The sequence below is a fragment of the Leeia speluncae genome, assembly GCF_020564625.1.
GTDB lineage: Bacteria > Pseudomonadota > Gammaproteobacteria > Burkholderiales > Leeiaceae > Leeia > Leeia speluncae.
The window spans coordinates 284,935-309,710 of sequence record NZ_JAJBZT010000002.1; the positions used below are offsets into that span (position 1 = coordinate 284,935).

Annotated in this window: 21 protein-coding genes; 8 read left to right on the forward strand and 13 right to left on the reverse strand. The window is 42.9% G+C overall.

Annotation, left to right across the window (positions count from 1 at the left end; genetic code table 11):
* The first annotated feature begins 143 nt into the window (after positions 1–143).
* The 3 genes from hemC to LIN78_RS04325 are packed head-to-tail and all read left to right on the forward strand — an operon-like array spanning position 144 to position 4,199.
* A complete protein-coding gene (gene hemC / locus LIN78_RS04315; RefSeq protein ID WP_227178843.1) occupies positions 144–1,085 on the forward strand; it encodes a hydroxymethylbilane synthase in 942 nt (313 codons plus the stop codon).
* Positions 1,086–1,113: 28 nt separating this feature from the next.
* Positions 1,114–2,985 carry a uroporphyrinogen-III C-methyltransferase gene (locus LIN78_RS04320; RefSeq protein WP_227178845.1) on the forward strand — a complete coding sequence of 624 codons (1,872 nt, stop codon included), beginning with the start codon at positions 1,114–1,116 and terminating at the stop codon, positions 2,983–2,985.
* Positions 2,982–4,199 (forward strand): heme biosynthesis HemY N-terminal domain-containing protein, encoded by a 1,218-nt coding sequence (locus tag LIN78_RS04325; protein ID WP_227178847.1) that lies wholly within the window; start codon positions 2,982–2,984, stop codon positions 4,197–4,199. The genes LIN78_RS04320 and LIN78_RS04325 overlap by 4 nt, the downstream gene beginning before the upstream one ends.
* 10 nt (positions 4,200–4,209) lie before the next feature.
* Here the strand turns inward: LIN78_RS04325 and LIN78_RS04330 are convergent, their stop codons facing one another.
* Entirely contained in the window at positions 4,210–4,665 is a 456-nt protein-coding gene (locus LIN78_RS04330) for an Lrp/AsnC family transcriptional regulator (protein WP_227178849.1), read from the reverse strand.
* 164 nt (positions 4,666–4,829) lie between these two features.
* Here LIN78_RS04330 and LIN78_RS04335 point away from each other — a divergent pair, with 164 nt between their 5' ends.
* A complete protein-coding gene (locus tag LIN78_RS04335) occupies positions 4,830–5,627 on the forward strand; it encodes a sulfite exporter TauE/SafE family protein (protein WP_227178851.1) in 798 nt (265 codons plus the stop codon).
* A gap of 10 nt (positions 5,628–5,637) precedes the next feature.
* On the opposite strand, the gene LIN78_RS04340 is transcribed toward LIN78_RS04335, so the two are convergent.
* The 3 genes from LIN78_RS04340 to LIN78_RS04350 form a co-directional block, all read right to left on the reverse strand.
* Complete coding sequence (locus LIN78_RS04340) at positions 5,638–7,113, reverse strand: protein adenylyltransferase SelO (protein WP_227178853.1); 1,476 nt, start codon at positions 7,111–7,113, stop codon at positions 5,638–5,640.
* Between the two features lie 61 nt (positions 7,114–7,174).
* Positions 7,175–8,086 (reverse strand): LysR family transcriptional regulator, encoded by a 912-nt coding sequence (locus LIN78_RS04345; RefSeq protein WP_227179504.1) that lies wholly within the window; start codon positions 8,084–8,086, stop codon positions 7,175–7,177.
* A 45-nt stretch (positions 8,087–8,131) separates the two neighbouring features.
* Entirely contained in the window at positions 8,132–8,851 is a 720-nt protein-coding gene (locus LIN78_RS04350; protein ID WP_227178855.1) for a substrate-binding periplasmic protein, read from the reverse strand.
* Between the two features lie 115 nt (positions 8,852–8,966).
* Between LIN78_RS04350 and LIN78_RS04355 the strand changes: the two genes are divergently transcribed.
* The 4 genes from LIN78_RS04355 to LIN78_RS04370 all read left to right on the forward strand — a co-directional run bounded on the left by LIN78_RS04355 (position 8,967) and on the right by LIN78_RS04370 (position 15,598).
* Positions 8,967–10,154, forward strand: a complete 1,188-nt coding sequence (locus LIN78_RS04355; RefSeq protein WP_227178857.1) for an efflux RND transporter periplasmic adaptor subunit — start codon at positions 8,967–8,969, stop codon at positions 10,152–10,154.
* Positions 10,151–13,234 (forward strand): efflux RND transporter permease subunit, encoded by a 3,084-nt coding sequence (locus LIN78_RS04360; RefSeq protein ID WP_227178859.1) that lies wholly within the window; start codon positions 10,151–10,153, stop codon positions 13,232–13,234. The genes LIN78_RS04355 and LIN78_RS04360 overlap by 4 nt, the downstream gene beginning before the upstream one ends.
* Before the next feature lie 163 nt (positions 13,235–13,397).
* Positions 13,398–15,068, forward strand: a complete 1,671-nt coding sequence (locus tag LIN78_RS04365) for a response regulator (protein ID WP_227178860.1) — start codon at positions 13,398–13,400, stop codon at positions 15,066–15,068.
* A gap of 107 nt (positions 15,069–15,175) precedes the next feature.
* A complete protein-coding gene (locus tag LIN78_RS04370) occupies positions 15,176–15,598 on the forward strand; it encodes a DUF7793 family protein (protein WP_227178862.1) in 423 nt (140 codons plus the stop codon).
* 29 nt (positions 15,599–15,627) lie between these two features.
* On the opposite strand, the gene LIN78_RS04375 is transcribed toward LIN78_RS04370, so the two are convergent.
* From LIN78_RS04375 to LIN78_RS04415, 9 genes are all read right to left on the reverse strand, one after another.
* Entirely contained in the window at positions 15,628–16,740 is a 1,113-nt protein-coding gene (locus LIN78_RS04375; protein WP_227178864.1) for an MraY family glycosyltransferase, read from the reverse strand.
* 68 nt (positions 16,741–16,808) lie between these two features.
* Complete coding sequence (wecB, locus tag LIN78_RS04380) at positions 16,809–17,930, reverse strand: non-hydrolyzing UDP-N-acetylglucosamine 2-epimerase (RefSeq protein ID WP_227178866.1); 1,122 nt, start codon at positions 17,928–17,930, stop codon at positions 16,809–16,811.
* Complete coding sequence (locus LIN78_RS04385) at positions 17,923–18,936, reverse strand: polysaccharide biosynthesis protein (RefSeq protein ID WP_227178868.1); 1,014 nt, start codon at positions 18,934–18,936, stop codon at positions 17,923–17,925. Before LIN78_RS04385 ends, wecB begins: the two co-directional genes overlap by 8 nt.
* On the reverse strand, positions 18,929–19,801 hold the full coding sequence (locus tag LIN78_RS04390) for a dTDP-4-dehydrorhamnose reductase family protein (protein ID WP_227178870.1): 873 nt from the start codon (positions 19,799–19,801) through the stop codon (positions 18,929–18,931). The genes LIN78_RS04385 and LIN78_RS04390 overlap by 8 nt, the downstream gene beginning before the upstream one ends.
* Positions 19,802–19,821: 20 nt before the next feature.
* Positions 19,822–20,604, reverse strand: coding sequence for a 2OG-Fe(II) oxygenase (locus tag LIN78_RS04395; RefSeq protein WP_227178872.1), 783 nt, complete (start codon positions 20,602–20,604; stop codon positions 19,822–19,824).
* Positions 20,601–21,653 carry a hypothetical protein gene (locus LIN78_RS04400; RefSeq protein ID WP_227178874.1) on the reverse strand — a complete coding sequence of 351 codons (1,053 nt, stop codon included), beginning with the start codon at positions 21,651–21,653 and terminating at the stop codon, positions 20,601–20,603. Before LIN78_RS04400 ends, LIN78_RS04395 begins: the two co-directional genes overlap by 4 nt.
* Positions 21,654–21,672: 19 nt before the next feature.
* The gene (locus LIN78_RS04405) at positions 21,673–23,148 is read right to left on the reverse strand and encodes an AAA family ATPase (RefSeq protein ID WP_227178876.1); all 1,476 of its coding nucleotides are present in this window, start codon (positions 23,146–23,148) and stop codon (positions 21,673–21,675) included.
* Between the two features lie 21 nt (positions 23,149–23,169).
* Complete coding sequence (locus LIN78_RS04410) at positions 23,170–23,973, reverse strand: class I SAM-dependent methyltransferase (protein WP_227178878.1); 804 nt, start codon at positions 23,971–23,973, stop codon at positions 23,170–23,172.
* A 1-nt stretch (position 23,974) separates the two neighbouring features.
* Positions 23,975–24,721, reverse strand: a complete 747-nt coding sequence (locus tag LIN78_RS04415; protein WP_227178880.1) for a glycosyltransferase family A protein — start codon at positions 24,719–24,721, stop codon at positions 23,975–23,977.
* Between the last annotated feature and the right edge of the window lie 55 nt (positions 24,722–24,776).

A 24,776-nucleotide genomic window follows, 5' to 3' on the forward strand; every position in this document is an offset into this window, starting at 1 on the left:
AAATTCTTAAGCTTTCTATGATCGACATCAGAAAAAGCCATGGGAAAGACACACGGTTTGGCGAGGTGACATGCTACAATTTAAGCCAATCTCTTGCGTCAGATCGACCCAATCCGCCACGCAGTTGCAACACAAGGATGCATATGGCCTCGCTTACCAAACTCGTTATCGCTACCCGTGAAAGCCCACTTGCGCTATGGCAAGCAGAACACGTTCAACAGCTTATTAAAAACACCTTCCCTGAGCTTGAAGTCACCTTATTGGGGATGACCACCCAAGGCGACCGCATTTTAGATGTGTCTCTCTCTAAAATTGGTGGTAAGGGATTGTTTGTTAAAGAACTAGAAGTAGCGATGCAAGAAGGTCGTGCAGATATTGCGGTTCACTCGATGAAAGATGTACCGATGCATCTGCCCGAAGGGTTTGCGCTACCAACAATTTTAGAACGCGAAGACCCGCGTGATGCGTTCGTTTCTAACCAATACGCGTCATTAGACGAACTACCAGCAGGCAGTATTGTTGGCACGTCTAGCCTACGCAGAGAAAGCCAATTACGCGCGAAATACCCGCACCTAGTTATCCAACCACTTCGAGGCAACTTAGGAACCCGTCTTAAAAAGCTAGATGATGGCCAATATGCCGCCATTATTCTTGCGGTCGCTGGGTTAAAACGTTTAGGGCTAGAAGCACGGATTCGCGGCACACTATCCACGGAACAAAGTCTTCCTGCTGTTGGCCAAGGCGCGGTAGGGATTGAATGCCGAGCCGATCAGCCAGAAGTGATTGCGCTACTTCAGCAGTTGAATCACACCGAAACTAGTTTAAGAGTTATTGCAGAACGTGCCATGAGCCGAACACTCGGTGGCAGTTGCCAAGTACCGCTCGGTGGCTTTGCAGAGCTTGAAGGTAGCGCATTACGATTGCGTGGTTTTGTGGCTGAACCAGATGGTAGCCGAGTGTTGAGCGCCGAAAAATTCATTACCCTTGAAGGTGCAGATGAAACCGCTGCAAATCAGCTAGGTATTGATGTTGCCAATCTGTTGATTCAGCAAGGCGCAGATAAAATCATGGCAAAACTAGCCTAATTATTTAAACGAAGGATTCTACTAAGGCATGTCGCTACCGCTAACCGGCAAACGAATCTTAATTACTCGGCCAGTTGATCAGGCGACGGAGTCGATGAACCTTGTTCGTGAGCTTGGTGGCGAACCGATCTTACTGCCCTTGTTAGAGATTTCGCCAGTAAAAGATAAAGGCGAGATATTAAAGGCCGGCCTTCAGTTAGCGTCTGCATATGCCGTCATTTTTGTTAGTCCGAATGCAGTTCAATTTGCGCTAGACAGCTTACCCAAAGGAAAAGACTGGCCTGCTGCTACACTTGCCATTGCAGTGGGTAAATCCACCGCCGAACGCCTTATTGAAGCGGGTATACCGAATGTGTATTACCCGTTAAGCAGTTCTGATACGGAGGGTGTGCTTGCCATGCCCGAACTACAGACGATAGACAAACAGTTTATTTACATTTTTCGCGGGCAAGATGGTCGGCCTGATTTAGGTGATCAGCTCACTGCGCGTGGTGCACGTATCCAGTATGTTTGCTGCTACCTGCGTACTCCACCGACCGATTTAACGCATCGTTTATCCGTACAATTATCCTCCAAATCACCAGATGCGATCGTGATCACAAGTAGTGAAGCGGGTCGGCATTTGTTTGCGGCGGTTGGTGAAAACTACGCGAAACAGCTACAATCTATATTAATATGCACCACACACCCACGAATTGCCCAGACAATTAAGCCATTTGGGGCGCGCGTGGTAACCGCTCAAGATGACAGATCGCTATTACTAGCGCTTGCAGACGTGTTAAAGTCTCCACTAAACGATCGACAGCCAAACGAAACAGCCATGTCCGAAAATCAAGAACCGACACAAAATACCGCTAGCCAAACTAACTTTGGCAACAAGCTAATCGAAAAGCTCAATCCAACGCTAATTGTTGCCTTGGTTGCGCTTGGTATTATTGCATTGCAATGGGCGGATAATCGGAAGCAGCTCACTAACGCCCAATTAGAAGTTGGTAAAAAACTAGCTCAATCGGAAGCCTTTTTACAGCAAAGTCGGGCACAAATCAGCGTACTAGAAAAAGATCGCCAAGATGAGCGTGTGCGTCTAGCGGTCGTTGAATCTAAATTGGCTGAAGCACAAACTCAACAAAGTGCCCTAAACAATTTATACCAAGATCTTTCTCAACATAGAGACAACTTGGTCTTAGCAGAAATTGAACAATTGCTGATGGCAGCAAGCCAGCAACTGCAAATTGCTGACAACCCACGTGCAGCCTTGGTTGCCTTAGAAGGCGCGCAATCTCGTTTATTAGGCTTTGATAGCTTACGTTTTAACCCATTGCGCCAAGCAGTTGCTAAAGATATTGAAGCACTAAAAGCGCTGCCCGATATTGACAGCGAAGGGATGACGCTAAAGTTAAACAATCTGCTAACGAATATAGACAGTTTACCGTTCATCATTGATGTAACGCCTAAAGCAAAACCAGCGGCCGCGAAGCCGCTAGCTAGTGACGCCCCTTGGTACAAGCGTTTGAGTAATGAAGTATGGGGTGAAATGAAGGATGTCATTCGAATCCGTCGTCTAGACAAGCAAGATGTTCCTTTGCTACCGCCAGAACAGATGTACTTTGTACGTGAAAATATTAAGTTACACCTGCTTGCAGCAAAAGTTGCTTTACTACAAAGGGATCAAAATAGCTTCCGCAATGACTTAACCGCTGCTCGTGCAATCTTGTATAGCTATTTCGATCGTCAAGCTGGCGAAGTAACACGCTCGATTCAGACGATCGACAGATTGAATGCAACGGATATTCACGTCAGCCTACCTGATTTAGCCCAGAGCCTAACAGCACTCAGCAACTTAAAAGCCGCACAAGCAGAAATCCCGGCGACTCCTGCTGCAGGAGATAAAGCCCAATGAGAGCGCTTTTCTGGACCTTAACTTTATTCGCACTAGCTGTAGCATTTGCCTTACTAGCAAAAGTAAACACTGGCACGGCAATGATTCACATTCCACACTACTTTAATATTGAGATTCCGCTCAATGCACTTGTCGTGTTGATCATCATTGCCTTTTCACTCGTTTACTTTTTGATTCGTGCCATCGTTACCACCGTTGCCTTACCAACTAAAGTAAAGAAATTTCACGCAGAGCGTAAGCAAGCTGAAGCCAATACGGCCATGCAAGATGCATTGGTTGCCTATTTTGAAGGACGCCATAGCCGAGCAGAACGTCTTGCCTCAAAAGCGCTAACGCTAGAAACCAAAAACAAAGCACGTGCTATTAGTGCCTTGGTCGCCGCCGCCGCATCTGACACCATCAAGAATTTCGGTAAACGTGATGAGTATTTAGCCCGTAGCGAATTGGCAATGGAAGACACACAATTAGCCAAGCTAATGACCATTGCAACATTACAGGTAAAAGCACACCAGTACGCAGAAGCACTAGAGACGATTGGCAACGCTCAGAAAATTGCACCGAAGCTAACATCTGCCCTTCGCTTAGAGCTGACAGCCCGCCAAAAGCTTGGCCATCACGCGCAGATTCCTCCGCTCATTGAGCAACTAGAAAAGAGCGAGGCGATTAATCAGCCACAAGCAGAACGCATGCGTCGCCACGCTTTAGCGAATCAATTAGCCGATGAAATTAGAGACGCCAGTCAATTCAAACGGTTCTGGAATAAACTGGATAGTAGCCTGCACACGGATCCTCGTTTAGTCAGTGTCGCTAGCAAAAAGCTCAATGAATGGGATGACCATGAGCAAGCGGGTGATCTAGTGACTAAGGCACTAGAGACACAATGGGATGCACAATTAGCACTAGCTTATGCGCAACCTCTAGAAGGTATGCCAAATAAAGAGTGTCTGCGCCGTATTCAACAAGCGGAAAAATGGCTACAGCAACACCCCGGTGACGCAAGCTTATTGCTGACGTTAGGCCGCCTATGTAAGCAACAGCAACTGTGGGGTAAATCAAAGAGCTATTTGGAAGCTAGCTTAGCGGTGGCAGATTCTGCAGTTACGCACATTGAATTAGCACGCCTACTCACCCAACTAGAAGAACATGAAGAAGCAAGATTGCACTTTGAAGCGGCAGCAAGTGCCGTGGAAGAGGCACTTGCAGAAGAGTCTTAATTCACAATAGTTAGAGGGACGGGTTAATCTCGTCCTTCAGCGTGTTCATCACAATAATCGAGCGCATTTGACGGATGCCTTCTATGGCATGCAAATCCCAGATAATGCGCTGATAATCTTGCATATCTTTTGCTACTAGCCTAAGCAAAAAGTCAAAGTCCCCTGCCACCACATGGCACGCGAGCACTTCTGGCTTGGTTTTTACTTTTTCAATAAATTTCTCTGCCAGTGCTGGGATATGATGGTTTAACGTAATTTCTGCGTAGGCAGATACGCTATATCCAATCGCTTTGTTATCTAGCGCCACCAGGTAGCGATCAATAATCCCTTCTTGTCTTAAGCGCTGAACCCGACGCAGGCATGGCGCAGGGGTTAAGCCCACCCGTTCTGCCAACACATTGTTTGGCAAATTTCCTTCGGCTTGCAAGGTACGAAGAATTCGACGATCAATCACATCTAGTTGCATATTGCGCCCGCTTTAATGACTTAGAAATTAAATTTTAACATTAAATAAAAAATAGCCATATAGTTGCCAATACGGAGTCAAACCTCGCAATCTTGCAATCAAATAGCGCAGAAAATAGTGGAAAATATTGCATACATTATTCCAACTATTACCTGATCTGCGCCATGACAACTTTAGAAATCTGTGCACTCTTTTTGGCAGCCCTTATTGCAGGCATTGTTAATGCCGTTGCAGGCGGAGGTAGCCTGATTAGCTTCCCTACGCTACTCATGTTTCACGTGCCTAGCGTCTCGGCCAACGCGACCAATGCAGTCGCAACTTGGCCAGGGTTACTTAGTAGTGCATGGGGCTACCGCAAGATGCTGATGAAGTACAAAACCGGTCTGATCACACTGGCGCTATTAAGTGTGGCCGGAGGGGCGCTAGGCGCGATGCTGGTGATGATGACACCAAAAGCGATGTTTGCTTTGGCAACGCCGATGTTTATTTTGATTGCCTTTTTATTCTTTGCGTTTGGCCCCATGATGGCGCGTAAGCCATCAGCACTAGCAGACAACGCTGCTAGTGCAACAGATACACAAGCGCTTTACACCCCAAAACGCAAACTCTTACAGTTTATTGCGACGAGCTATGCGGGTTATTTCCCGAGTGGTGGCGGCATGGTCATTATGGCGTTGTATAACAGCTTTGGCATTCGAGATGCACAATTGATTAATGCAATTAAATGTCTTTTAGGCGTTACCGTGAGTGGCACGGCCGTGATGACGTTTGTACTATCTGGCCAAGTTTTGTGGCCACAAGCCGTAATTATGATTATTGGCTCTTTAGCTGGAGGTTTTGCTGGCGCAAGGTTAGCTCAAACGCTGAATCCACGTTTAATGCGCCGCATTATGCTGGTGTTAGGCGGGGTAATTACCGCATTCTTCTTCCATAAGTACTATACCCCGCTACTATTCGCCTAACTCGGGATGCTCAACTAGAGCAACTGACCTCTAAATGGCTAGCCCAGGTTGGTGGATGACTCGCAAATCGCTCGAATGTGGGGTGTTCATCATACGGGTTAGCCAATACCTGCATTAGCTCATCAATCTGCTGATAATTCTGTTCATCGCGGGCTTGTCTAATCACCTCTTCTGCCAAATAGTTTCTTAGCACAAACTTAGGATTCACCCGCTTCATTTGCGCTTGTCTATTGGCATCGCTTGAAGATTGCTGCTGTAAACGATGCCGATACTGGTTTAGCCATTCACTAGCGGCTGCTCTATCGATAAACTCATCTAAAACAGCAGCGTCGCCGTTTGTATCACTGGCATTTACTTGGCAAACTGCACGCCAAAAACGGGTATAGTCGACACGGTGTTTTGCTAGTAATGCGAGTACATCTGTTAGCAATTGCCCATCCACTTCACCTAACCACGCATCCAACCCCAACTTCGCGCCCATACGGGTTTCATAGGCATGTTGATACAAACTCGGGAAGCGATCTAGGCATTCAATCGTGATGTCTTTATCCCCAATGAGCGGCAATAACACACTGCCAAGTACGCGTAGATTCCAATACGCCACGGCGGGCTGCTGCTGGTAAGCGTAGCGTCCATAGGTATCTGAGTGATTGCAAATGTGGTTTGGATCAAATTGATCTAAGAAGCCAAAGGGGCCGTAATCAATCGTTAAGCCCAGAATAGACATATTGTCGGTATTCATCACGCCGTGGCAAAAGCCTACCGCTTGCCAGTCTGCAATGAGGCTCGCGGTTCGGAGCACCACCGTTTCTAGCATCGAAAGATAAGGGTTTTCTTTGTATTGGCACTCGGGCAAATCATGTTCAATGAGAAAGTCAGCGAGCGCTTTTGCACCATCTAGATCATTTTGCAAGAAAGCGTATTCAAAATGGCCAAAACGAACAAAGCGCTGGGCAACGCGTAAAACCACGGCCGCTGACTCGGTGATTTCTCTATACACGGCGGCAGGGCTAGCAATCATTGCTAGCGCACGCGTCGTTGGGATACCCAAACCATGCATGGCTTCGCTGCATAGGTATTCTCGGATACTTGAACGTAAAACGGCACGGCCATCGGCATGGCGAGAATAAGGCGTTCTACCCGCCCCTTTTAGTTGCCACTCATAACTAAAGCCAGCGGTGCTTTCGACTTCGCCTAACAAAAGGGCTCGCCCATCCCCTAGCCTAGGGACGCAAACGCCAAATTGATGTCCGGAATACACCGTTGCCAATGGCTGCACCCAATCTGGGAATTGATTGCCCGCCACCAGATGAACAAAGTCAGGCGATGCGCAATCCTCCTCGCTCAATCCAAACTTTTCTGCAAGTTCAAGATTGGCATGAACCAGCACAGGGGAAGGCAGTTTTTCTGCGCCAAGCGCGGTATACCAGTTGGGCAGCGATTGATAGAAACGGTTGAGCGCGGGTAATTGGCTTAATGCAGTCATGGTAGACACCTAATAAATTCCCGACTATTTTAGTCGGCTTTTAGATGCCTGACCAGTAGATTTAGACGCTTGGGTATTTTTCAGCTAGTTTGTCCCACAGCGCATCCACCGCCTCTTGGTGGCGGCGGGTTTCCCGATAGAGATGAATCTCCATACTGACCTGCCATTCTTCCCCACCGGCAACCGCAAGTTGGCCATTTCGTACTTCTCTCGTGACCGAGCTTTCCGGTAGAAACGCCATGCCATGGCCTTCTAAAGCCATGTTTTTTAGCCCTTCGGACATATCTGTTTCGAACACTTGCTGTAGATTAGAGTGTTCTGGTGTTTGATCAATCAACATATCGACCATCCGGCGTAAGTAGGCGCCGGGGGCATAACCAAGAAAAGGAATCACCTCTCCCTTTTGCCCGGGGAGCTCGAATACCGGCTGCCTTTGCTTATCACAACGGCTGTAAGGGCGAATCCATTCCACGCCTAGTTTTAGCCCACTATAACGCTCTGGATCTAACGCCACAGGTTGCAAAGGATGGTGATAACACATTAGTAAGTCGCTGTTATTTTCTACAAAGTGCATCACAGCATCGTGCACGTTCGCCGCAAATAGCCGGGCAGAAACGGTAGGAAATAGCTCTCGAATACGGGTAAACCATTTTGGGAAAAAACTTAGTGATAACGTATGAGGGAGAGCCACCGTTAGCCCGACATCTTGCTCAAAATGATGCCTCGCTTGCGATCTTGCCTCGGTTAATTGTTCTAACATAGAGGCGGCTTGCGAGCGAAATTGCTCTCCTGCACGGGTTAAGCGTGTTGGGTAGGTTGAGCGATCAACCAAATCTACCCCTAACCAGCTTTCTAACGCTCGAATACGACGGGATAATGCAGGTTGTGTCAGGTGGCGAAGTTGCGCTGCCCGCGTAAAATTCCCGCAGTCTGCCACACTCAGAAAATCTTCTAACCAACGAGTATCGATGATCCGCCCCTAAGCACTAGTCAACATCATGTAAAAAGTCGCCCATTATCAGTAGCTATTAAACACACTGTCAAACAGATGCTTGGATTTTGCCGCCTGGTAGGCACGTTTGATTTCCAGCAATTGATGTAAAGGCAGTCTGGGAGAGACATACAAATAAGCATCTAGCAAAGTTAAGCCGATCGGCGCACCAAATTTACGCTGTTGGCTTTTCAAAGATGGGGACGATTGCACCATGTACTTCAACCCTTGATCGACACCTAGCACGGCATCTACCCGATTCATCAGTAGCATTTGAAACGCCTGCTCGTAATGCTCAACCGGGGTGAAATCAGCCGACAAAATACCGGCGAGTTGCGTGTGGTAGGTAGTTCCCCGTAAAACAGCAATACGCTTATGTTGCAGATCAGAAAGTTGCGTCACCCCAGCATTGGATCGGGGGATAGCTACTAACGGCAACTGCTGTACAAGTCCTACCTTTATAGAGGAAGCATTGAGATCATCGTTATCCGAAACAATGGTAAATGCAGAACCGCCAGAGGCTACTTCTAAAGGGACGCGCAAATAGGGGAGTAATTTGAAACGAAGCGGGTAGCCGGCTTCTTGGGCAATTACGCGGGCCGCATCCACATAAATACCGCCATACACACCGGGTTTTGATTCCATCGCCCAAGGCTTTACATCAATCACGGCGACCGAGAAAGGTTCTGCCGCCCAAGCTAATGCGCAGCACCAATATAAAATGCCATATATCCACCGAAGACGCATAACCAGCCTTCCTTGTTTTGTCGCTTGAAGCACATTTTTACACTCTGGAAACACCTTTGCCACTATTTGTCGGTAAAGTATTGCTTTACTTGCGGGCAATCAGGGAAAAAAACAAATGCGTAAAGCAACCAAACTATCTATCTTCGTCGTTTTGTTAGCGGCAATTGGCGGAGGTTGGTATTACAACGCCCAACATAGCAAATCTACCAGCACCAATGCAGCCAGCAAAGGAAAAGACAAACCGGCCATCGTCACCTTTGCCGTGGTCAAGGCAGTTCCCTTTACCAGCACCTTGAATTTATCTGGCACCGTTACCCCTATTTCCCAAGTAGAAGTGCGCCCGCAAATTACCGGCATGGTAAAGGTTGTACATGTACAAGAAGGGAGCATGGTCAAAAAAGGGCAATTGCTATTTACCCTAGATAACAGCGAAGAAGCAACAAACCGCGACAAACTCGCCGCGCAATTAGCCAAAGACCAAGCAACCTTGGCTGACGCCAGACGTAGCCTCAACCGCCAAATTGAATTAGCCAAACAACAGTTTGTTTCCCAAAGTGCAGTAGATACCGCCAGAAGCACGCTAGATGAAGCCGCTGCAACCGTCAAAGCAGACCAAGCCGCATTAGCAGGTAGCCATGTCAGCTTAGATTATTACCGAATTACGGCACCAGCGGATGGCCGAATTGGGCAGATTAACGTGCATCCAGGCAGCTTGATTCAACCAAGCAGCACCAACCCAATGACCACGCTTACCCAGCTCTCCCCTATTCAAGTCGCATTTAACGTACCTGAAACACGGTTGAACGATTTGCACCAAGCGTGGCAGCAAGCGAAATCTCAATCTGCTGAGCTACATGTCAATGCAAGTACCGCCCCCAAACCAAGCATCGGTAAATTGGTATTCTTAGATACCACGGTAGATAGCACCTCAGGTAGCCTAAAAGCGAAAGCCGAGTTTGATAATACAGATCAACGTTTCTGGCCAGGCGCACAAGTACCCGTCTCGTTAGATTTAAGTAGCCAAGCCAATACCCCTGTTGTGCCGGCAGAAGCCGTGCAAACTGGCCCAGAAAGCACCTTCTTATATGTGGTCGGTGCAGATAAAAAGGCGAAAGCACTACCTGTGAAAGTCATTGAAATTCGAGATGGCATTGCCGCGTTATCCGGCGTTACCCCAGGCACGATGGTAGTGAAAGATGGCGGGCAAAATGTACGCCCGGGTGGGTTCGTTCAGGAAGCCAAAAAGAGAAAAGAAGGCGCAGCTTCTGGTCGCTCGACTGTAAAAGCAGGGAGCAATGAATGAATATTTCAGCTTTCTGTATTAAGCGTCCCGTTACTACGGTTCTGCTTTCGATCTCGATTGTTTTTGCTGGGATTCTGGCTTATACCAAATTACCGATCGCCGCTCTACCGTCTTACAATACGCCGGTAATTAACGTCTCGGCTTCGTTATCAGGCGCTAGTCCAGACACAATGGCAACTTCAGTCGCCCTGCCACTAGAAAAGCAATTTTCGACCTTACCCGGTATTGATAGCATTAGTTCGACCAATACCTTAGGTAGCACCTCGATCACGCTGGAATTCTCGCCAGATCGTGATATTGATGCAGCATCAGTTGATGTGCAAGCCGCTTTATTACGTGCACAACGGTCTCTACCAGACGAGATGACCAGCCTGCCTTCTTATCGTAAAGTTAACCCAGCAGATGCTCCGATTCTGATTTTAGGCATTACCTCGCCATCGCTTAGCCTTTCCGAACTAGATGACTACGCAGAAAACGTCATTTCACCGAGTCTCTCAACCTTAAATGGCGTGGCGCAAGTACAAGTATTCGGCCAGAAGAAATTCGCGGTTCGCGTCACCGTCGACCCGCAAAAGTTAGCTGCGCGCAATTTAACCATGGATGAACTCGCCAGCGCGCTAAAAAGTGCCAATGCGAATTCCGCGCTCGGCACAATCGATGGCAAACGACAAACGCTCACCATTCAGGCAAATGGCCAACTTAGAAAAGCGGTGGATTTCGCGCCACTCATTGTGGCCATCCGCGATGGCAACCCGGTACGCTTAGCCGATATTGCGAAAGTAGAAGACAGTATCGAGAACCTAAAGAATGCGAGCTGGGTAGGTAAAGAGCGGGCGATTGTATTGGCGGTTCAGCGTCAACCAGATGCCAATACCGTTGCCACGGTAGATGCTATTCGCGCCACCCTACCTAAACTTTCTAGCCAACTGCCGCAATCCATCAAGATTCAGCTACTCAATGATCGCTCGGTATCCATTCGTGAATCGATGCATGATGTGCAATTTACCCTATTGCTAACCGTTGCCCTGGTGGTGATGGTGATGTTCCTGTTCTTACGTAAAGCAGTCGCAACACTCATCCCTACAGTGACGCTGCCAATTTCCCTCATTGGTACCTTAGGGCTAATGCAGGTACTGGGTTACAGCCTAGACAACATTTCGCTACTCGGGTTAACGCTCGCGGTTGGTTTAGTCGTGGATGATGCGATTGTCGTGCTAGAAAACATCGTCCGACATATGGAAAATGGTGAGAAGGCCTTGCCAGCTGCGCTAAAAGGCAGCCGTGAAATGGGCTTTACCATTATTAGTATTTCCTTATCCCTTGTGGCCGTTTTCATCCCAATTTTCTTTATGCCCGGCACCGTCGGCTTAATGCTGCATGAATTTGCCGTCGTCGTTTCACTGGCAATTTTAGTTTCTGCAGTCGTATCTCTGACGCTGATTCCTCTCATGGCTAGCCGCTTGCTAAAAGATGGTGATCATCACGAATCGACTAACAATCCAATTATTAAACTCTTTGAATCGGGTTTTAATGCGGTTGCCGGTGCTTACGCCAGCACACTAGAAATTGCCTTGCGCCATCGCAAAATAGTAGGTTCGCTAGCCCTCGCCAGCTTTGGGATTACCATTTGGATGTTTATGAGTATTCCCAAAGGCTTCTTCCCGGATGAAGACTTAAGCCAAATCTCCGCCAACATCGATTATGGCGATGGCACCGGCTTTGATACAGCAACGAAACTCCAACTGCGCATCGCCAATATCATTGAAAAAGACCCTGCGGTTGCCAGTGTCACCTCATCTGTCTCTAGCACCACAGGGCGGATGTTTATCACCTTAAAGTCGAAGTCAGATCGTGAGCCAATGACGAAGGTGTTAGAAAGATTACGCAAAGATACCGGCAGAGTCGCTGGCGCGAGTGTCTTTCTCACCGCCACACAAAACTTACGTTTAGGTGGTAAATCAACAAAAAGCCGTTACCAATACGTCTTACAAAGCGTCTCTGGCGGGGAATTGAACCAGTGGGCAGAAAAACTCCAACAAGAACTCCGCTTAAATGGCGATTTTAGAGATGTCACCAGTGACACCAACCTTTCCAGCACAGTTGCGCAGGTGAATATCGACCGTGACCGCGCCAACTTGCTAGGTGTCAGCATTGCCGATATCCGCACGGCACTCTACAGCGCCTATGGACAGCGCCAAGCTGCCAGTATCTATACCAGCAGCGGAGACTACGCGGTGGTCCTCAGCATGCCAGAATCTCTGGCACAAGATGAGAATGCCATTGGCCAACTGCCGGTACGCAATAAAGATGGCGATCTCGTCACGCTTGATAGAGTAGTGCACATTGTCCGCCAAGCGGGGCCAAGCAGCGTCAACCACCAAGGCCAGCTACAAGCAATTACCATCAGCTTTAACTTAGCACCCGGTGTTACCCTTGGCGATGCCGCCAGCACCCTAGAAAATGCACAACGCAGCATTCAAATGCCGTCTAGCATCCTAACGGCGTGGGGTGGTGATGCTGCTGCCTTCCAGCAAAACCAGACCAACCAAGTGGTATTGATTCTCTCTGCGCTTGCGGTCATTTACGTGCTACTTGGTGTGTTATATGAAAGCTACCTGCACCCCCTCACCATTTTGGCAGGCCTACCATCGGCCGCGATTGGTGCGTTAGCTGCACTCCAGATATTTGGACTAGAGCTCACCATCATTGCCGATATTGGCTTATTAATGCTGATTGGTATCGTGAAAAAGAACGCGATTATGATGGTCGACTTTGCGATTGAGTCACGTAGAGAGCATGGGTTATCCGCAATTGATGCTATCCGCCAAGCCTGCGTTTTGCGTTTCCGCCCCATTATGATGACAACCCTAGCGGCAATGATGGGAGCCCTACCACTTGCCTTTGGCTGGGGAGCCGGTGCCGAACTACGCCAGCCACTCGGTGTAGCGGTAGTTGGTGGCTTAATCTTCTCGCAATTAATTACCCTCTACATCACGCCGGTGATTTACTTGTTCCTAGATAAATTCAGTAAACAAACAGAACGAGATTGGCATTTGGTGGATGGCGAGCATCCACGATAAAGTGAGTGATAGGACAAACAAGGGCGCACCGTCAAACTAGGTGCGTACTTGTTTGATATAAATCGATAAATGGGTGTTTTTATCGGTAAAAAACCATCATTTGCTTCATTGCAGCAAATTCCATCTACACAAATTATGCATCGTGGATTATGCTGTAAACACCATGGCAAATATTGCATCCTTTTTCAATAAAACCATCTCGACTGGTGAACCAGATTTTTCGCACGCAACGTATCTGGTCATCGATAGCGTTGCCGAAATGCGCAAAGCCCTAGAGATGACGTTAAGCTCGATTGGCGCAAACAAAGTAGAGTTTGCCTCTCGAGCAACCGATGCTATTGCCAGAATTCAACGCGCAGACTTTGATGTGATTCTGTCTGACATCACGCTAGACAAGCCACTAGATGGCATGTTTTTGCTCGAAGAATTAAAAAACCGAAACCTGCTAAAGCCTTCTGCCGTCTTCATGATTGTGACCTCAGAAGCACACGCACAAAATGTGATATCTGCCGCCGAATTAGCCCCAGACGACTATCTACTCAAGCCATTTACCGGCGAAGCGCTACTGAAACGATTAGAACGTTCTTACGCCAAGAAACAAGCCTTCCGCGTAGTAGATCACGCCATTTTGCAGCATGACTACCTACTCGCTCTTGCCGAGTGCAATCACCGGATAGATGACAAAGACCCATACCTTTTAGACTTTATGAAGATGAAAGGTAAACTGTGTTTGTTAACTGGTGATGCGGTCGAAGCCAAACGCACCTACCAACAATTACTCGATATCCGCCCATTTGGTTGGGCAAAAATGGGCTATGGTAAGGCGCTTTTTCAGCAGCGCAACTATGAAGAAGCACAAAAAGTCTTTGAAGAGCTCATTACTGAAAACCGCTACGCAATGGAAGCCTATGATTGGTTAGCCCATTGCCAAGAAGCACGTGACGATGCACTCAGTGCGCAAGATACGCTACAAAAAGCCGTCAATCTCTCCCCGTCTATTATTCATCGACTAAGGCATTTTGGTTCTGTTGCGGTCTCTAATCACGATTGGGAAAAGGTTAGTAAAGCATTTACGAGTTGCGTAGATTATGGGAAATACACCTTTCACCATGATCCGATGGATTATGCCCACCTTAGCCATGCTCAAATCGCCCAAGGGGATATTGCTGCCGCAGAGAAAACAGTCTTCCAGGTAAAGAAAGCCTTTCAAACACCAGAAGCGGCCATCCTTGCAAAAACCATGGATTGCAAATTACTGATCGAGAAAAAACAGCTGTTTGAGGCCGAAGCCTTATTAGCGGATGCGCTTAAGGCATATGATCAATTAGGTGGGCAGATTCCTGCAGATATTCAGGTTGAATTAGCTGGCAGCTGTTATCAACTCAACCAGCCTGATGCAGCACGCCAAATAGCAGAGCAGGTAATCAAAAACCAAAGTGATGAACCGCATATTGCCAGACATCTGCAGAATATGTTTCAAGCCGTGGGTAAAATCGAAGAAGGCGAACAACTCATTGCAGAAAACAATCGTGACTTTGTAGAGAAAAACAACATTGCCGTGAACATGGCTAAAGGCGGAGACCTAGAAGGCGCAGTACAGCACTTCTTGTCCGTCCTATCTGAGCGACCAAATAATCTATCGATTATGCTCAATACCATTAACGCAATATTGGCCTATGTAAACCATAACGGCTGGCACGAACATTACATGATGTTAGCCGCAGACTACCTAGAACATATCCGTACACAGCACCCAACCAATGGCAAATGCCAAAAATTGATGGCCTTGTATCGCAGCCTAAAATTCAAAAACCGAATTCAAGAAGAAGCATAACGGGATTAACAAATAAGCCACGCATCATGAATCTATTTGCGTGATCGTTCGTTTTAAGCCATGCTGTATTCATAAGCCCCACTCACATACCAATCAAGTAGAACGTTATGAAACGACTAGGATGGTTTACATCCTCAGAGACTAAAACACCAACAGAACCTATCGTTTGGTTAGGTGAAGACGGCATTTTGCGCGTAGACTACGGAGACTCACCGCATATTGATGGCGCAATGATCGAAAAAATCCGCCAAAAACATATTGCCCTAAGTGACAAACCACTCCCCGTCATGTTCATGGCCACCGGTCGCCCATCTTCCACCAAAGACGGCAGAGAGGCTGCCAGCACACCCGAGATTTGCAACATCACCACCGCCGTCGCTTTTGTCACCAAAAGCTGGTACATCCGCCAGCTACTAGACCTCTACCTCACCTTCGACCGCCCACCCTACCCAGCTTTTGTCTGCGAAACAGAAGAGGATGCGGCAGATTGGTTGATTCGGTATGTTCGCCAATCAGAAGGCGAAAGCTAGCAATCTTCCTACGCTTTTAGCCTCGCCAATTACTCTTCATCCGATTGATGAATCTTACGAATAATCATCCATTTTGGCGCACGGAACAGCACAAGAGATCTGTAGAGCCAAATGTAGCTAAACACAAACAACAACGTGAATAACTGCAACACCCACGTATGCTGCCAAAACAGCAGTGCAGGAATTACCGCTAGCGAAGACAGCACCCACAGGTAGGGAGAAGTCATCGCATTTCGCTGAGTTTTATGATGCGCCTCATTACTATTTAACGCCCAACGGACAAGACGTTTGTAGATGAGTTGATGTAAATGTGCCGCATCTGGCATGCCAGGCGAACCACCTTTAAGAAATTTCCGACGGTAAATAGAGAATACAGTCTCGATGACTGGGTAAATTAGGAGCAAGAATGGAAACCACGCAGAAACTTGCGGGTGCCTATTGACCAGTAATATCGACAACTCCGCCAACATAAACCCGATAAAATAAGCGCCGCCATCACCCAAGAAAATCAATCCCCGAGGGTAATTCCAAACCAGAAATCCGAGCAAAGCCCCCACCATGGCCAGCGCAGCCCCCCAAATGAGCAAGTCTCCACAGATAAATGCCACATAGCCAAGTGCAAAGAACACAATTACAGCATATACACCAGCAAGCCCATTGTATCCATCAATAATATTAATCGCATTGGCAACCCCACCAGCAGCTACAGCGGTAATCAGCAAGGCAAAAGGCACATACACCAGCAGCGAATCTACATACGGAATATCAAGCCGGTGCAATCCTGCATCTAACAGAAAGAAACCGACCACAGCCGCTAACATCGTCAGCACCAACCGGTGCAGCACCCCAACTTTTTTGGTTACATCCTCAATCAGTCCACCAAGAAAAGCTGGTAAAGAACTAAGTAATAACAAACTAAACTCTCTACTAGAAGGCGCCTGCTTCACCAACTGCACAACCCAAATTGCTAGCATTGCTATAAAGAGGGAAATGCCACCAATACGTGGCACTGGATGAACATGAAATTTCTGTACCCCATTCAAATCATGATCTGAAGAAAAATGCCCGTGAACGTGATCGAACCGGATAACAAGCAGAGTGACAATCAGTGAGATGAAAAAACCAACGAGTAAATGCGTCATTCAACACCTTGTCAACTTAACACATAAGGTTTAATTCAAATTATGTTATAAAGGAACATATATAAATATTATTTATTCCAAACCAATCTATTTACATACGGTATATAACTTAAAACAATTTTTAGTATCTGGTGTGAAGCTGCAGGATTGATGTAATCCTCAACATTCGATGGATTATTGCGAATTAAATCCATATTAATCGTAACATCAACTGCACGAAGAACATTCTCAGGGTCAAGGCCAGACATGATAAGAATGCCAGCATCCATTCCCTCCGGACGTTCATGAACATTTCTTACTGTAATTGCTCTAAAATTTAATAAAGATGACTCTTCTGTAATCGTTCCACTATCCGACAATACACAAAGAGCATTTTTCTGTAAACAGACGTAATCAGAAAAACCAAAAGGCTTTAAAAAACGAACCCTTTTATCTAATTCATAATTTTTTAAATTATCCAATCGCTTCTGTGTCCTAGGATGAGTTGATACAATTACAGGGACATCATATTGATTAGCTAATTTATTAAGTGTATTCAACAGCAAAAGGAGATTGCTCTCGGAATCAACATTTTCTTCACGATGAATACTTACAATAAAATATGAATTCTTCACAAGTTGCAATAATGACAATATTGATGAATTACTTATTTTATGCTCATAATAATTCAGCACCTCGTGCATATGAGAGCCTGTTTTAAAAACAGTTTCAGGACGTATTCCTTCCGAAATCAAATATCGTCTAGCATGCTCAGTCAAGACGAGATTTATATCACTCAAGTGGTCTATGACCTTTCGGTTTAACTCTTCTGGTACATTTTGATCAAAGCACCTATTGCCTGCCTCCATGTGAAAAACAGGGATTTTTCTACGTTTGGCAACTAAAACAGAAAGGCAAGAATTAGTGTCGCCGTATAGCAATAATGCATCGGGCTGCTCAATCTGTAAAATTTCATCAGCTTTCTCAATAATCCTAGCAATAGTACCCGACACAGTTCCTGTTGCAACATCAAGAAAATAATTTGGCTTACGTATTTCCAAATCTTCAAAAAAAACCTGATTCAATTCGTAGTCATAATTCTGTCCAGTATGAACAAGGATATGATTAACATGCTTGTCAAACTCAGCGATTACACGACTCATCTTAATAAGCTCTGGTCGAGTACCAACAATAGTCATAATTTTAAGCATTTAGTTCTTCCTTGATATAATCAAGCTGAAGAAGCATTGATTCTATTTGTTTTACATGTAAACGATGTGTGTTATGCGAAGTATAATCTTCCGTTTGGGATATCATTGATTCACCAGAACTAAAATATTTTTCATAATTTAAGTTTCTGTTATCCGCAGGTAATCGATAGTAATTTCCCATGTCCTCAGCTGTAACCATTTCTTCACGCGAAATTAAAGATTCAAATAACTTTTCTCCATGTCGCGTTCCAATAATATTGATGTTATGTGAAGGCTTCTCAAATATATTGCAAAGAGCTACAGCAAGATCGTTAACAGTTGAAGCAGGTGCTTTCTGTACAAAAATATCACCTTGACTACCATGTTCAAAAGCATACAGAACAAGATCAACAGACTCTTCAAGGGACATTAAAAAGCGAGTCATTTCCGGATCAGTTATGGTCAAAGGCTTATTTTCCTTTAACTGTTTAATAAACAAAGGAATTACAGACCCTCGAGATGCCATCACGTTACCATATCGCGTTGCACAGAAAACAGTACTTGTAGGCGCTTGCAAACGGGCCTGCGCAATCATTACTTTTTCAGCAAGGGCTTTTGTAAGCCCCATTGCATTTATTGGGTAAACCGCTTTGTCAGTACTCAGTACGATAACTTTTTGTACATTCTGGGCAGTTGCCGCACGCAGCACATTTTCAGTACCAAGTACATTCGTTTTTAATGCCTCCATTGGATAAAACTCACATGAAGGAACTTGTTTTAATGCTGCTGCATGAAAGATATAATCAACCCCACAACATGCAGAGTAAATACTTGAATAATCTCTTACATCACCGATATAAAATTTTAGCCGGTCATTATTAAATGATAATCTGATTTCCTCTTGTTTTTTTTCATCACGGCTAAATACAATTATTTCTTTAACATTAGTTTTCAAAAATCGTTTAAGAACAGTTTGACCAAATGAGCCAGTTCCACCAGTAATAAGTAACGTTTTATTATCAAACATTATATTCTTCACTATAAAAATTCTTCATATCAAGTAGCATATCTGTCCATGAAGGACACACATAATTAGTTTTTGATGTGAATTTACTGTTATCAAGTGAACGATCGATAAAAAAATCAGGATACTCTTCAATTAAAATTTTATGATTAAAGATAGAAGAAGCCTCTTTCAATAAATTATATTTGGAAATGCGACTTGAAGATACATGATATAACCCATGTAAATCTTCATTACACAAGACTGTATCTCTAATAACACGTGACAACTCTACGGTTGTCAAACCAGAAAAATATGCATTTGAGTAACCAGAAATTTTATGCTTTTGGCTTAAAAACCAATCTATCAATGAGTGAGAACCGGATAACTCTCTTCCCACAATAGAGGTTCGCAATGTTATTGAATTTTCAGAATTTAGCTCACCTAACAACTTAGATCTTCCATATAAATCTTCAGCATCTGGAATATCACTTTCAAGATACATTCCTTTTTTTCCGGAAAATACACAGTCAGTACTAATATGTATTAATCGAGTGCCCGAAAGTTTGCAAATTGCATTTAAGCGATGAGGGAAAATACTATTTAACGGGAGGGTAATCAATGGATCATTCACTGCTGAGATTTGTTTGATTAGTCCGATGCAATTAATAATCACATTTGGTTTATGCTCATCAAACATCTTCAATAATTGATCACTGTCATTTATATCAATATTAATTCTGCATTTTGACTTAAGCTTATCTGGCAACCTACTAATACTAGCAGAGGTTCTATATGAACCAATGACATCAAAATCGCCTCGTTGGCTTAGCACACCAAGCATTGCATTCCCAAGCATACCTGAAGAGCCCAGTACAATAATTTTCATTTATTTACTCTTATTAGGATTTAAGTAAAATCACGCGTCTTGTTACCACGCTTATCCATAAAACCTCTTTTTTTCCAGAGCGCACTATGGGGTTCTTCAACAGAAATCAGATTGCCTGGCCTTGCATCTTTCGTGTAGTAGTAAAGTAATATTGATCTGCGCGGAATATCTTCTGGAAAATTAATTGGATCAGGCAAACCATGAAAACTCTTGTCATGAGAATCAAATATCACCAATCTGTTATGCAACGGAGCAACCTTTTTAATACAATTGGTCCCTGTTTCATCATAAACACCAAACTCACCACCCCATGACTCTTCCCATCCAGGGTTTAAATATAGTAATGCATTTAAACGACGGTTTAGTCCTGTCGCATCATGATAATTTCCATCCACATGGACATCTAACAATCCACCGCGCATACTTACATTCAAACCACCGCCAGTAAAATACGGGTCAGGTATAATTTTAGGGATCCCCATTACTTGAGACATTGCGCGAAGAAAAGGTGCGCTATTCATAATACGAACAACGTCAACAATTGTATCAGGAATATCAAACTCTGATTTCCAATCTGTCCTATACTTAACTTCAATATCTGCATCATTTGAATGCTGCCAACAAGGATTACTGAGTTTTGGAAACCGATTAATACACTCATTAGCCAACTCAACAGGCAAAAAATCGTCAATAACTATATGCTTAAAAGGTGCAGTATAGTAACCATCACCTTCTTTTACACCCAATATTTTGCTGCAAGATTTATTTGCAATTTCAGAAAGCATCTGTTGATCTAATTTCATTTTTTTGATTCCAATCTTAATGTTTCAAAAACAAAATCTCTATATGCCATATTAGTCGTCAAATTCTTACTACTTATAAATTTTTCAACTGAACTAATATCACTTAGTCCCGAAAGTTGAACAAACTGAGTAAACAAATCAAAATCACCATATTGCATTTTTCTGCACATACCCAATTCAATCAATTCATCAGTTAATGAATTTTCAAACCAAACTATGGGCTTGTACTCATAAAACAACGACTCAATCAATGCATAACTAAACGACTCGAATCTAGAGGAAATAAATCCAATTTTATTAGGAACATTTCGCAAGTAATCTCTAATCTCCTGATTTCCATACCCTGAAATCATATTGACCTTCAGATCAGCAATACCATTTAGCCGAGCAACCAAGCTCAGTACTTTTTGTAGTTCAGCTTCACTTTCTTCCAAATAAAAAATGAAAATTTCATGAATTAAATCACAGTTCATTTTGCCATTTAAAATATGTAACTCAAGAGTTGAAAGAAACTTTGAAATACCTTTATTTTCCACCATTCTAGCGTTTAATATTATTGAAACGCCTAATAATGAATCAAAATTACATCCAACTTCCAACTCACCGATATTAGGTATTACATCTGGCAATACCGACGCTTTCTCAACTTTACAAATTTTTGATACAAATGAAATTTCTTCATGACCACTCGCAATCACAAATATTTTTTTAAAAAAATATATTTTCAATAAAAAAGTTAATACTCTTATTATTTTATTTTTAAAAACTCCATTAACATTTAAAGCCCCCTCCCTTAATTCACCATGCGGCATCAATAGAACTTCACAAGGCAATGGCAACGCAAGTAAGAATATCGAAAAAGGAGAAAAGAAAGAATGTATAATAAATTTTCTATATTTTAAGTTTTTTAATAAAAAAATGAGTTGTTGTAACTTACTAGTGTTAAGTAACGAATAATAATCTACGCTTGCTTCATTAAATATGCTTGATTTTTGAATAAGGGAAATGGCTCTAGCAACCCCCCCTCCTTCAACTGGATCACTGCCCACATGGCTAACCCAACAAACCCTATCTGACCTCATAAAGAACACCTGAGCATTTCGAAGAGCATTCTTCTATAAATTCACTATCATGTGACACCACCACAACTCGACTATTTATAGACTTCTGCTTAATAATATCTAACACCCTTCGTTTAAGAGCATTATCTAATCCAACAGTTGGTTCATCAAATACATAAATAGAAGCAGTTTTCAAAGCAATTAATAGGAACTGCAGAAATTTGAGTTGTCCGCCCGACAACTCCGAAAGACTTCTTGCGCGAATGTCGATACCCAAATCATTCATATGAGTCGTTATTTCTGGAATTGCATGCTCGCCGCCACCTATTAACATGATCAATTCTGAAATAGGAAGTGCCCCATTGAAGTTACTTTGATCCATATAGGAGACTTTAGCATTTTCATTACTAATCCAATATTTAAGCGATGAAGTTTTACCAATACCAGATGGTCCTTTTAATATTAGAAGACCGGTTTTATTTTGCCCATCTAAGTATTTATCCAACAGTTTATTACGCAAGCCAAATGCATCATCTAGCGGTTCGGTAATAAAGTTCTCAACATTTTTTAATGCTATTTTGCTAATTCGTATCGTATCAGAATAACTAGAAATCCTTGACATGGCAGGCAAAGCCCGCAAGGCAACACCGCCAAACACAGCTATCTCGAAAGACTTAAAGTCACTCACCAATGCAAAAACCGAAATAAGAAAAAAGACAATTACGCCCTCAATTATTGTCTTAGTTATAAATGGATAGGTTAATTGACTTGAAAGTGCCGATGAAAACTTTGTAGTAATTTCGAACATTTTCACTTTAGAGTAAGGTCCACCCCCATTTGATTTTATTGAGTATACATTCCCAATAATAATCTCAACAAAATTTTGCCTTATTTGTTCATAACTACTTCGCAATTCACCAATATTCCTAACCTTTTCTTTAGAAACCAGCATAACAATATATATAAATACAGAAATTATCAGCCCAAATAAGATTATAAAATTACCAAATTTATATATCGAATATAAAAACAGAACCAGAACTACCGAAACCTCTGCTAGACAAAATGAGAACGGTATAACACACCCGAAAATCAAATTATTAATCTCAGAATTAAGCAATCTTCGTACATGATTCTTATCAAAATCAGATATTCCATATTTGCTTGAAAATAATTTATTCACAATTAATTCACTGATATCAGCATAGTGCTTCTGAATAGATATCGACATCAATCTACTCAAGAAAAATATAAAAAAACTTCGTACAAAAAGGATAGAACAAATTAGAATTGAAAAAAATACAAACAGATTAAATTCACGAAAAAATTTAAACCTATTATAAAAATCAATCAGAAATCCATTTTTTTCAATCATTTCCATAAATATATATGGAACCATTACATAAAAAAACAAATCTAATATTGAAAATAAAAAAGGCACCCAAGTATAAATTCGCTTTATATACTCTTTAAAACTTAACAAGATCACACCTATTCGTCTAATTTAGCAGCCCCGAACAATACTGACAATTATTTTTTTATAGATATTACTTATCTTTTTTGACAAGAAAGATAAACTCGGAATATATACCTTTTTCCCAATTCTTCGTACATGAGTCCCAACTACGCTACCAGAAAACCTATTGTGTCTACCAAATATAATTACAGTATCTGCAGTCTCATTAGGAGAATTAGGGTATTCAATTGGATCCCATACAGATGATTTATTGCTTTTATTATTTTCTATTGAATAAATAGCAAGCAAACCATCCCATCTTTTCTCATTTTCGACATGCAGATCCTTCACAATCAGAAATTTGTTAAAGCCTAATTGCTTAAAATCTTCGATACACCACCCTGATAAATGCTCTTGCTGCATGCCACACTCGATACCCCATGCATCAATTCCAGTAGAATGCTGCGGCATAAACCCATTTGGGGTAAAAACAAAGATATTACTTGGTTTCCCATCTATTATTTCTTTTAATCCACTTATACCCACTTCTTTTGGTAAATGCTCAATAACATCAATTAATGAAATCAAGTTATATTCTTCTACATTAATTATTTTTAGAAAATCAGGGAAACCAGAATTTATAGTTATTAATCCTTCATTAGCAAATGTAGCAGATAAAATTTCTCTGTATTTATCATGAGGCTCGACACATACTATTGACTCACTAGGCACCCAAGAAAAAGGTCGTATTCCACAGCCAACATCTAGCACTCTTTTGAATTTTTTATAGTCGTGCCTTAGCTTTTGTTTTAATTCATCTAGGTCTTTTAAGACTTCAATTTTATTGTTCATGCTATAACATATCCTTTGAAATCTTCAGTATTTCAAAAAAATTGAGAGGATTTATGATATCTGCTACTGTCAAATTTGACTTAACCATGTCAATATATTCTTTTCTTGCAGCGCTAGAAAGTTTTACACTATCCTGATCTGCATGCTGACGTGAAATAACTGTAGCATCATTGATAGAGGTAAAATTTGTTTTTTCAATTATTTTTAGCCAAAGGTCATAATCTTGTGTATGTCTAAGATTTTCCGAAAATGCACCAAGCGATAATAATAGTTCTATAGGCGCCGTGAGGCAATTTCCATTTAAAAATCTAGAACCTAATAACTTAATTTTTTGTCTTGCCCCAATTTTTCTAGAATTATTTATTGTCACTAATTTTTTACTATCATTAAAATACAAATAAAAATTTGATACAGTAACGATATTTTTAGCATGCACCCTTAGACTTCTATCTACTTTAAAGCGATTCGGTAAATACATATCATCATGGCTTAGCCATGCAAAATTTTCATTTTTTGCATTATGAATGCCAAGATTAAGTGCGGATGCAACACCACCATTATCCTTTTTAAAGTATGAAATATTACATACTGATGATTGGCGATTTATAATTTCTGCAACGCCACCATCTGAAGAGCCATCTTCCACAACGATTATTTCATCATCCTTTTCTAAAGATAGAATTGCTGATTGGATGGCCTCTTCAAAATATTTTTTGCCATTATAGACTGGCATGATTAAACTATACATTTAATGACTCAATCACATTTTTTAATTTATTAAACACTCTAAATTAACTTTATGA

What these genes read in the sequence shown, in the direction of transcription:
- LIN78_RS04395 (WP_227178872.1), bottom strand. Translation starts at nt 20,604, where the DNA reads ATGAAATTAGATCAACAGATGCTTTCTGAAATTGCAAATAAATCTTGC.
- LIN78_RS04330 (WP_227178849.1), bottom strand. Translation starts at nt 4,665, where the DNA reads ATGCAACTAGATGTGATTGATCGTCGAATTCTTCGTACCTTGCAAGCC.
- LIN78_RS04365 (WP_227178860.1), top strand. Translation starts at nt 13,398, where the DNA reads ATGGCAAATATTGCATCCTTTTTCAATAAAACCATCTCGACTGGTGAA.
- LIN78_RS04325 (WP_227178847.1), top strand. Translation starts at nt 2,982, where the DNA reads ATGAGAGCGCTTTTCTGGACCTTAACTTTATTCGCACTAGCTGTAGCA.
- LIN78_RS04410 (WP_227178878.1), bottom strand. Translation starts at nt 23,973, where the DNA reads ATGAACAATAAAATTGAAGTCTTAAAAGACCTAGATGAATTAAAACAA.
- LIN78_RS04355 (WP_227178857.1), top strand. Translation starts at nt 8,967, where the DNA reads ATGCGTAAAGCAACCAAACTATCTATCTTCGTCGTTTTGTTAGCGGCA.
- LIN78_RS04390 (WP_227178870.1), bottom strand. Translation starts at nt 19,801, where the DNA reads ATGAAAATTATTGTACTGGGCTCTTCAGGTATGCTTGGGAATGCAATG.
- LIN78_RS04340 (WP_227178853.1), bottom strand. Translation starts at nt 7,113, where the DNA reads ATGACTGCATTAAGCCAATTACCCGCGCTCAACCGTTTCTATCAATCG.
- LIN78_RS04320 (WP_227178845.1), top strand. Translation starts at nt 1,114, where the DNA reads ATGTCGCTACCGCTAACCGGCAAACGAATCTTAATTACTCGGCCAGTT.
- LIN78_RS04385 (WP_227178868.1), bottom strand. Translation starts at nt 18,936, where the DNA reads ATGTTTGATAATAAAACGTTACTTATTACTGGTGGAACTGGCTCATTT.
- LIN78_RS04375 (WP_227178864.1), bottom strand. Translation starts at nt 16,740, where the DNA reads ATGACGCATTTACTCGTTGGTTTTTTCATCTCACTGATTGTCACTCTG.
- LIN78_RS04370 (WP_227178862.1), top strand. Translation starts at nt 15,176, where the DNA reads ATGAAACGACTAGGATGGTTTACATCCTCAGAGACTAAAACACCAACA.
- hemC (WP_227178843.1), top strand. Translation starts at nt 144, where the DNA reads ATGGCCTCGCTTACCAAACTCGTTATCGCTACCCGTGAAAGCCCACTT.
- wecB (WP_227178866.1), bottom strand. Translation starts at nt 17,930, where the DNA reads ATGCTTAAAATTATGACTATTGTTGGTACTCGACCAGAGCTTATTAAG.
- LIN78_RS04335 (WP_227178851.1), top strand. Translation starts at nt 4,830, where the DNA reads ATGACAACTTTAGAAATCTGTGCACTCTTTTTGGCAGCCCTTATTGCA.
- LIN78_RS04350 (WP_227178855.1), bottom strand. Translation starts at nt 8,851, where the DNA reads ATGCGTCTTCGGTGGATATATGGCATTTTATATTGGTGCTGCGCATTA.
- LIN78_RS04360 (WP_227178859.1), top strand. Translation starts at nt 10,151, where the DNA reads ATGAATATTTCAGCTTTCTGTATTAAGCGTCCCGTTACTACGGTTCTG.
- LIN78_RS04415 (WP_227178880.1), bottom strand. Translation starts at nt 24,721, where the DNA reads ATGTATAGTTTAATCATGCCAGTCTATAATGGCAAAAAATATTTTGAA.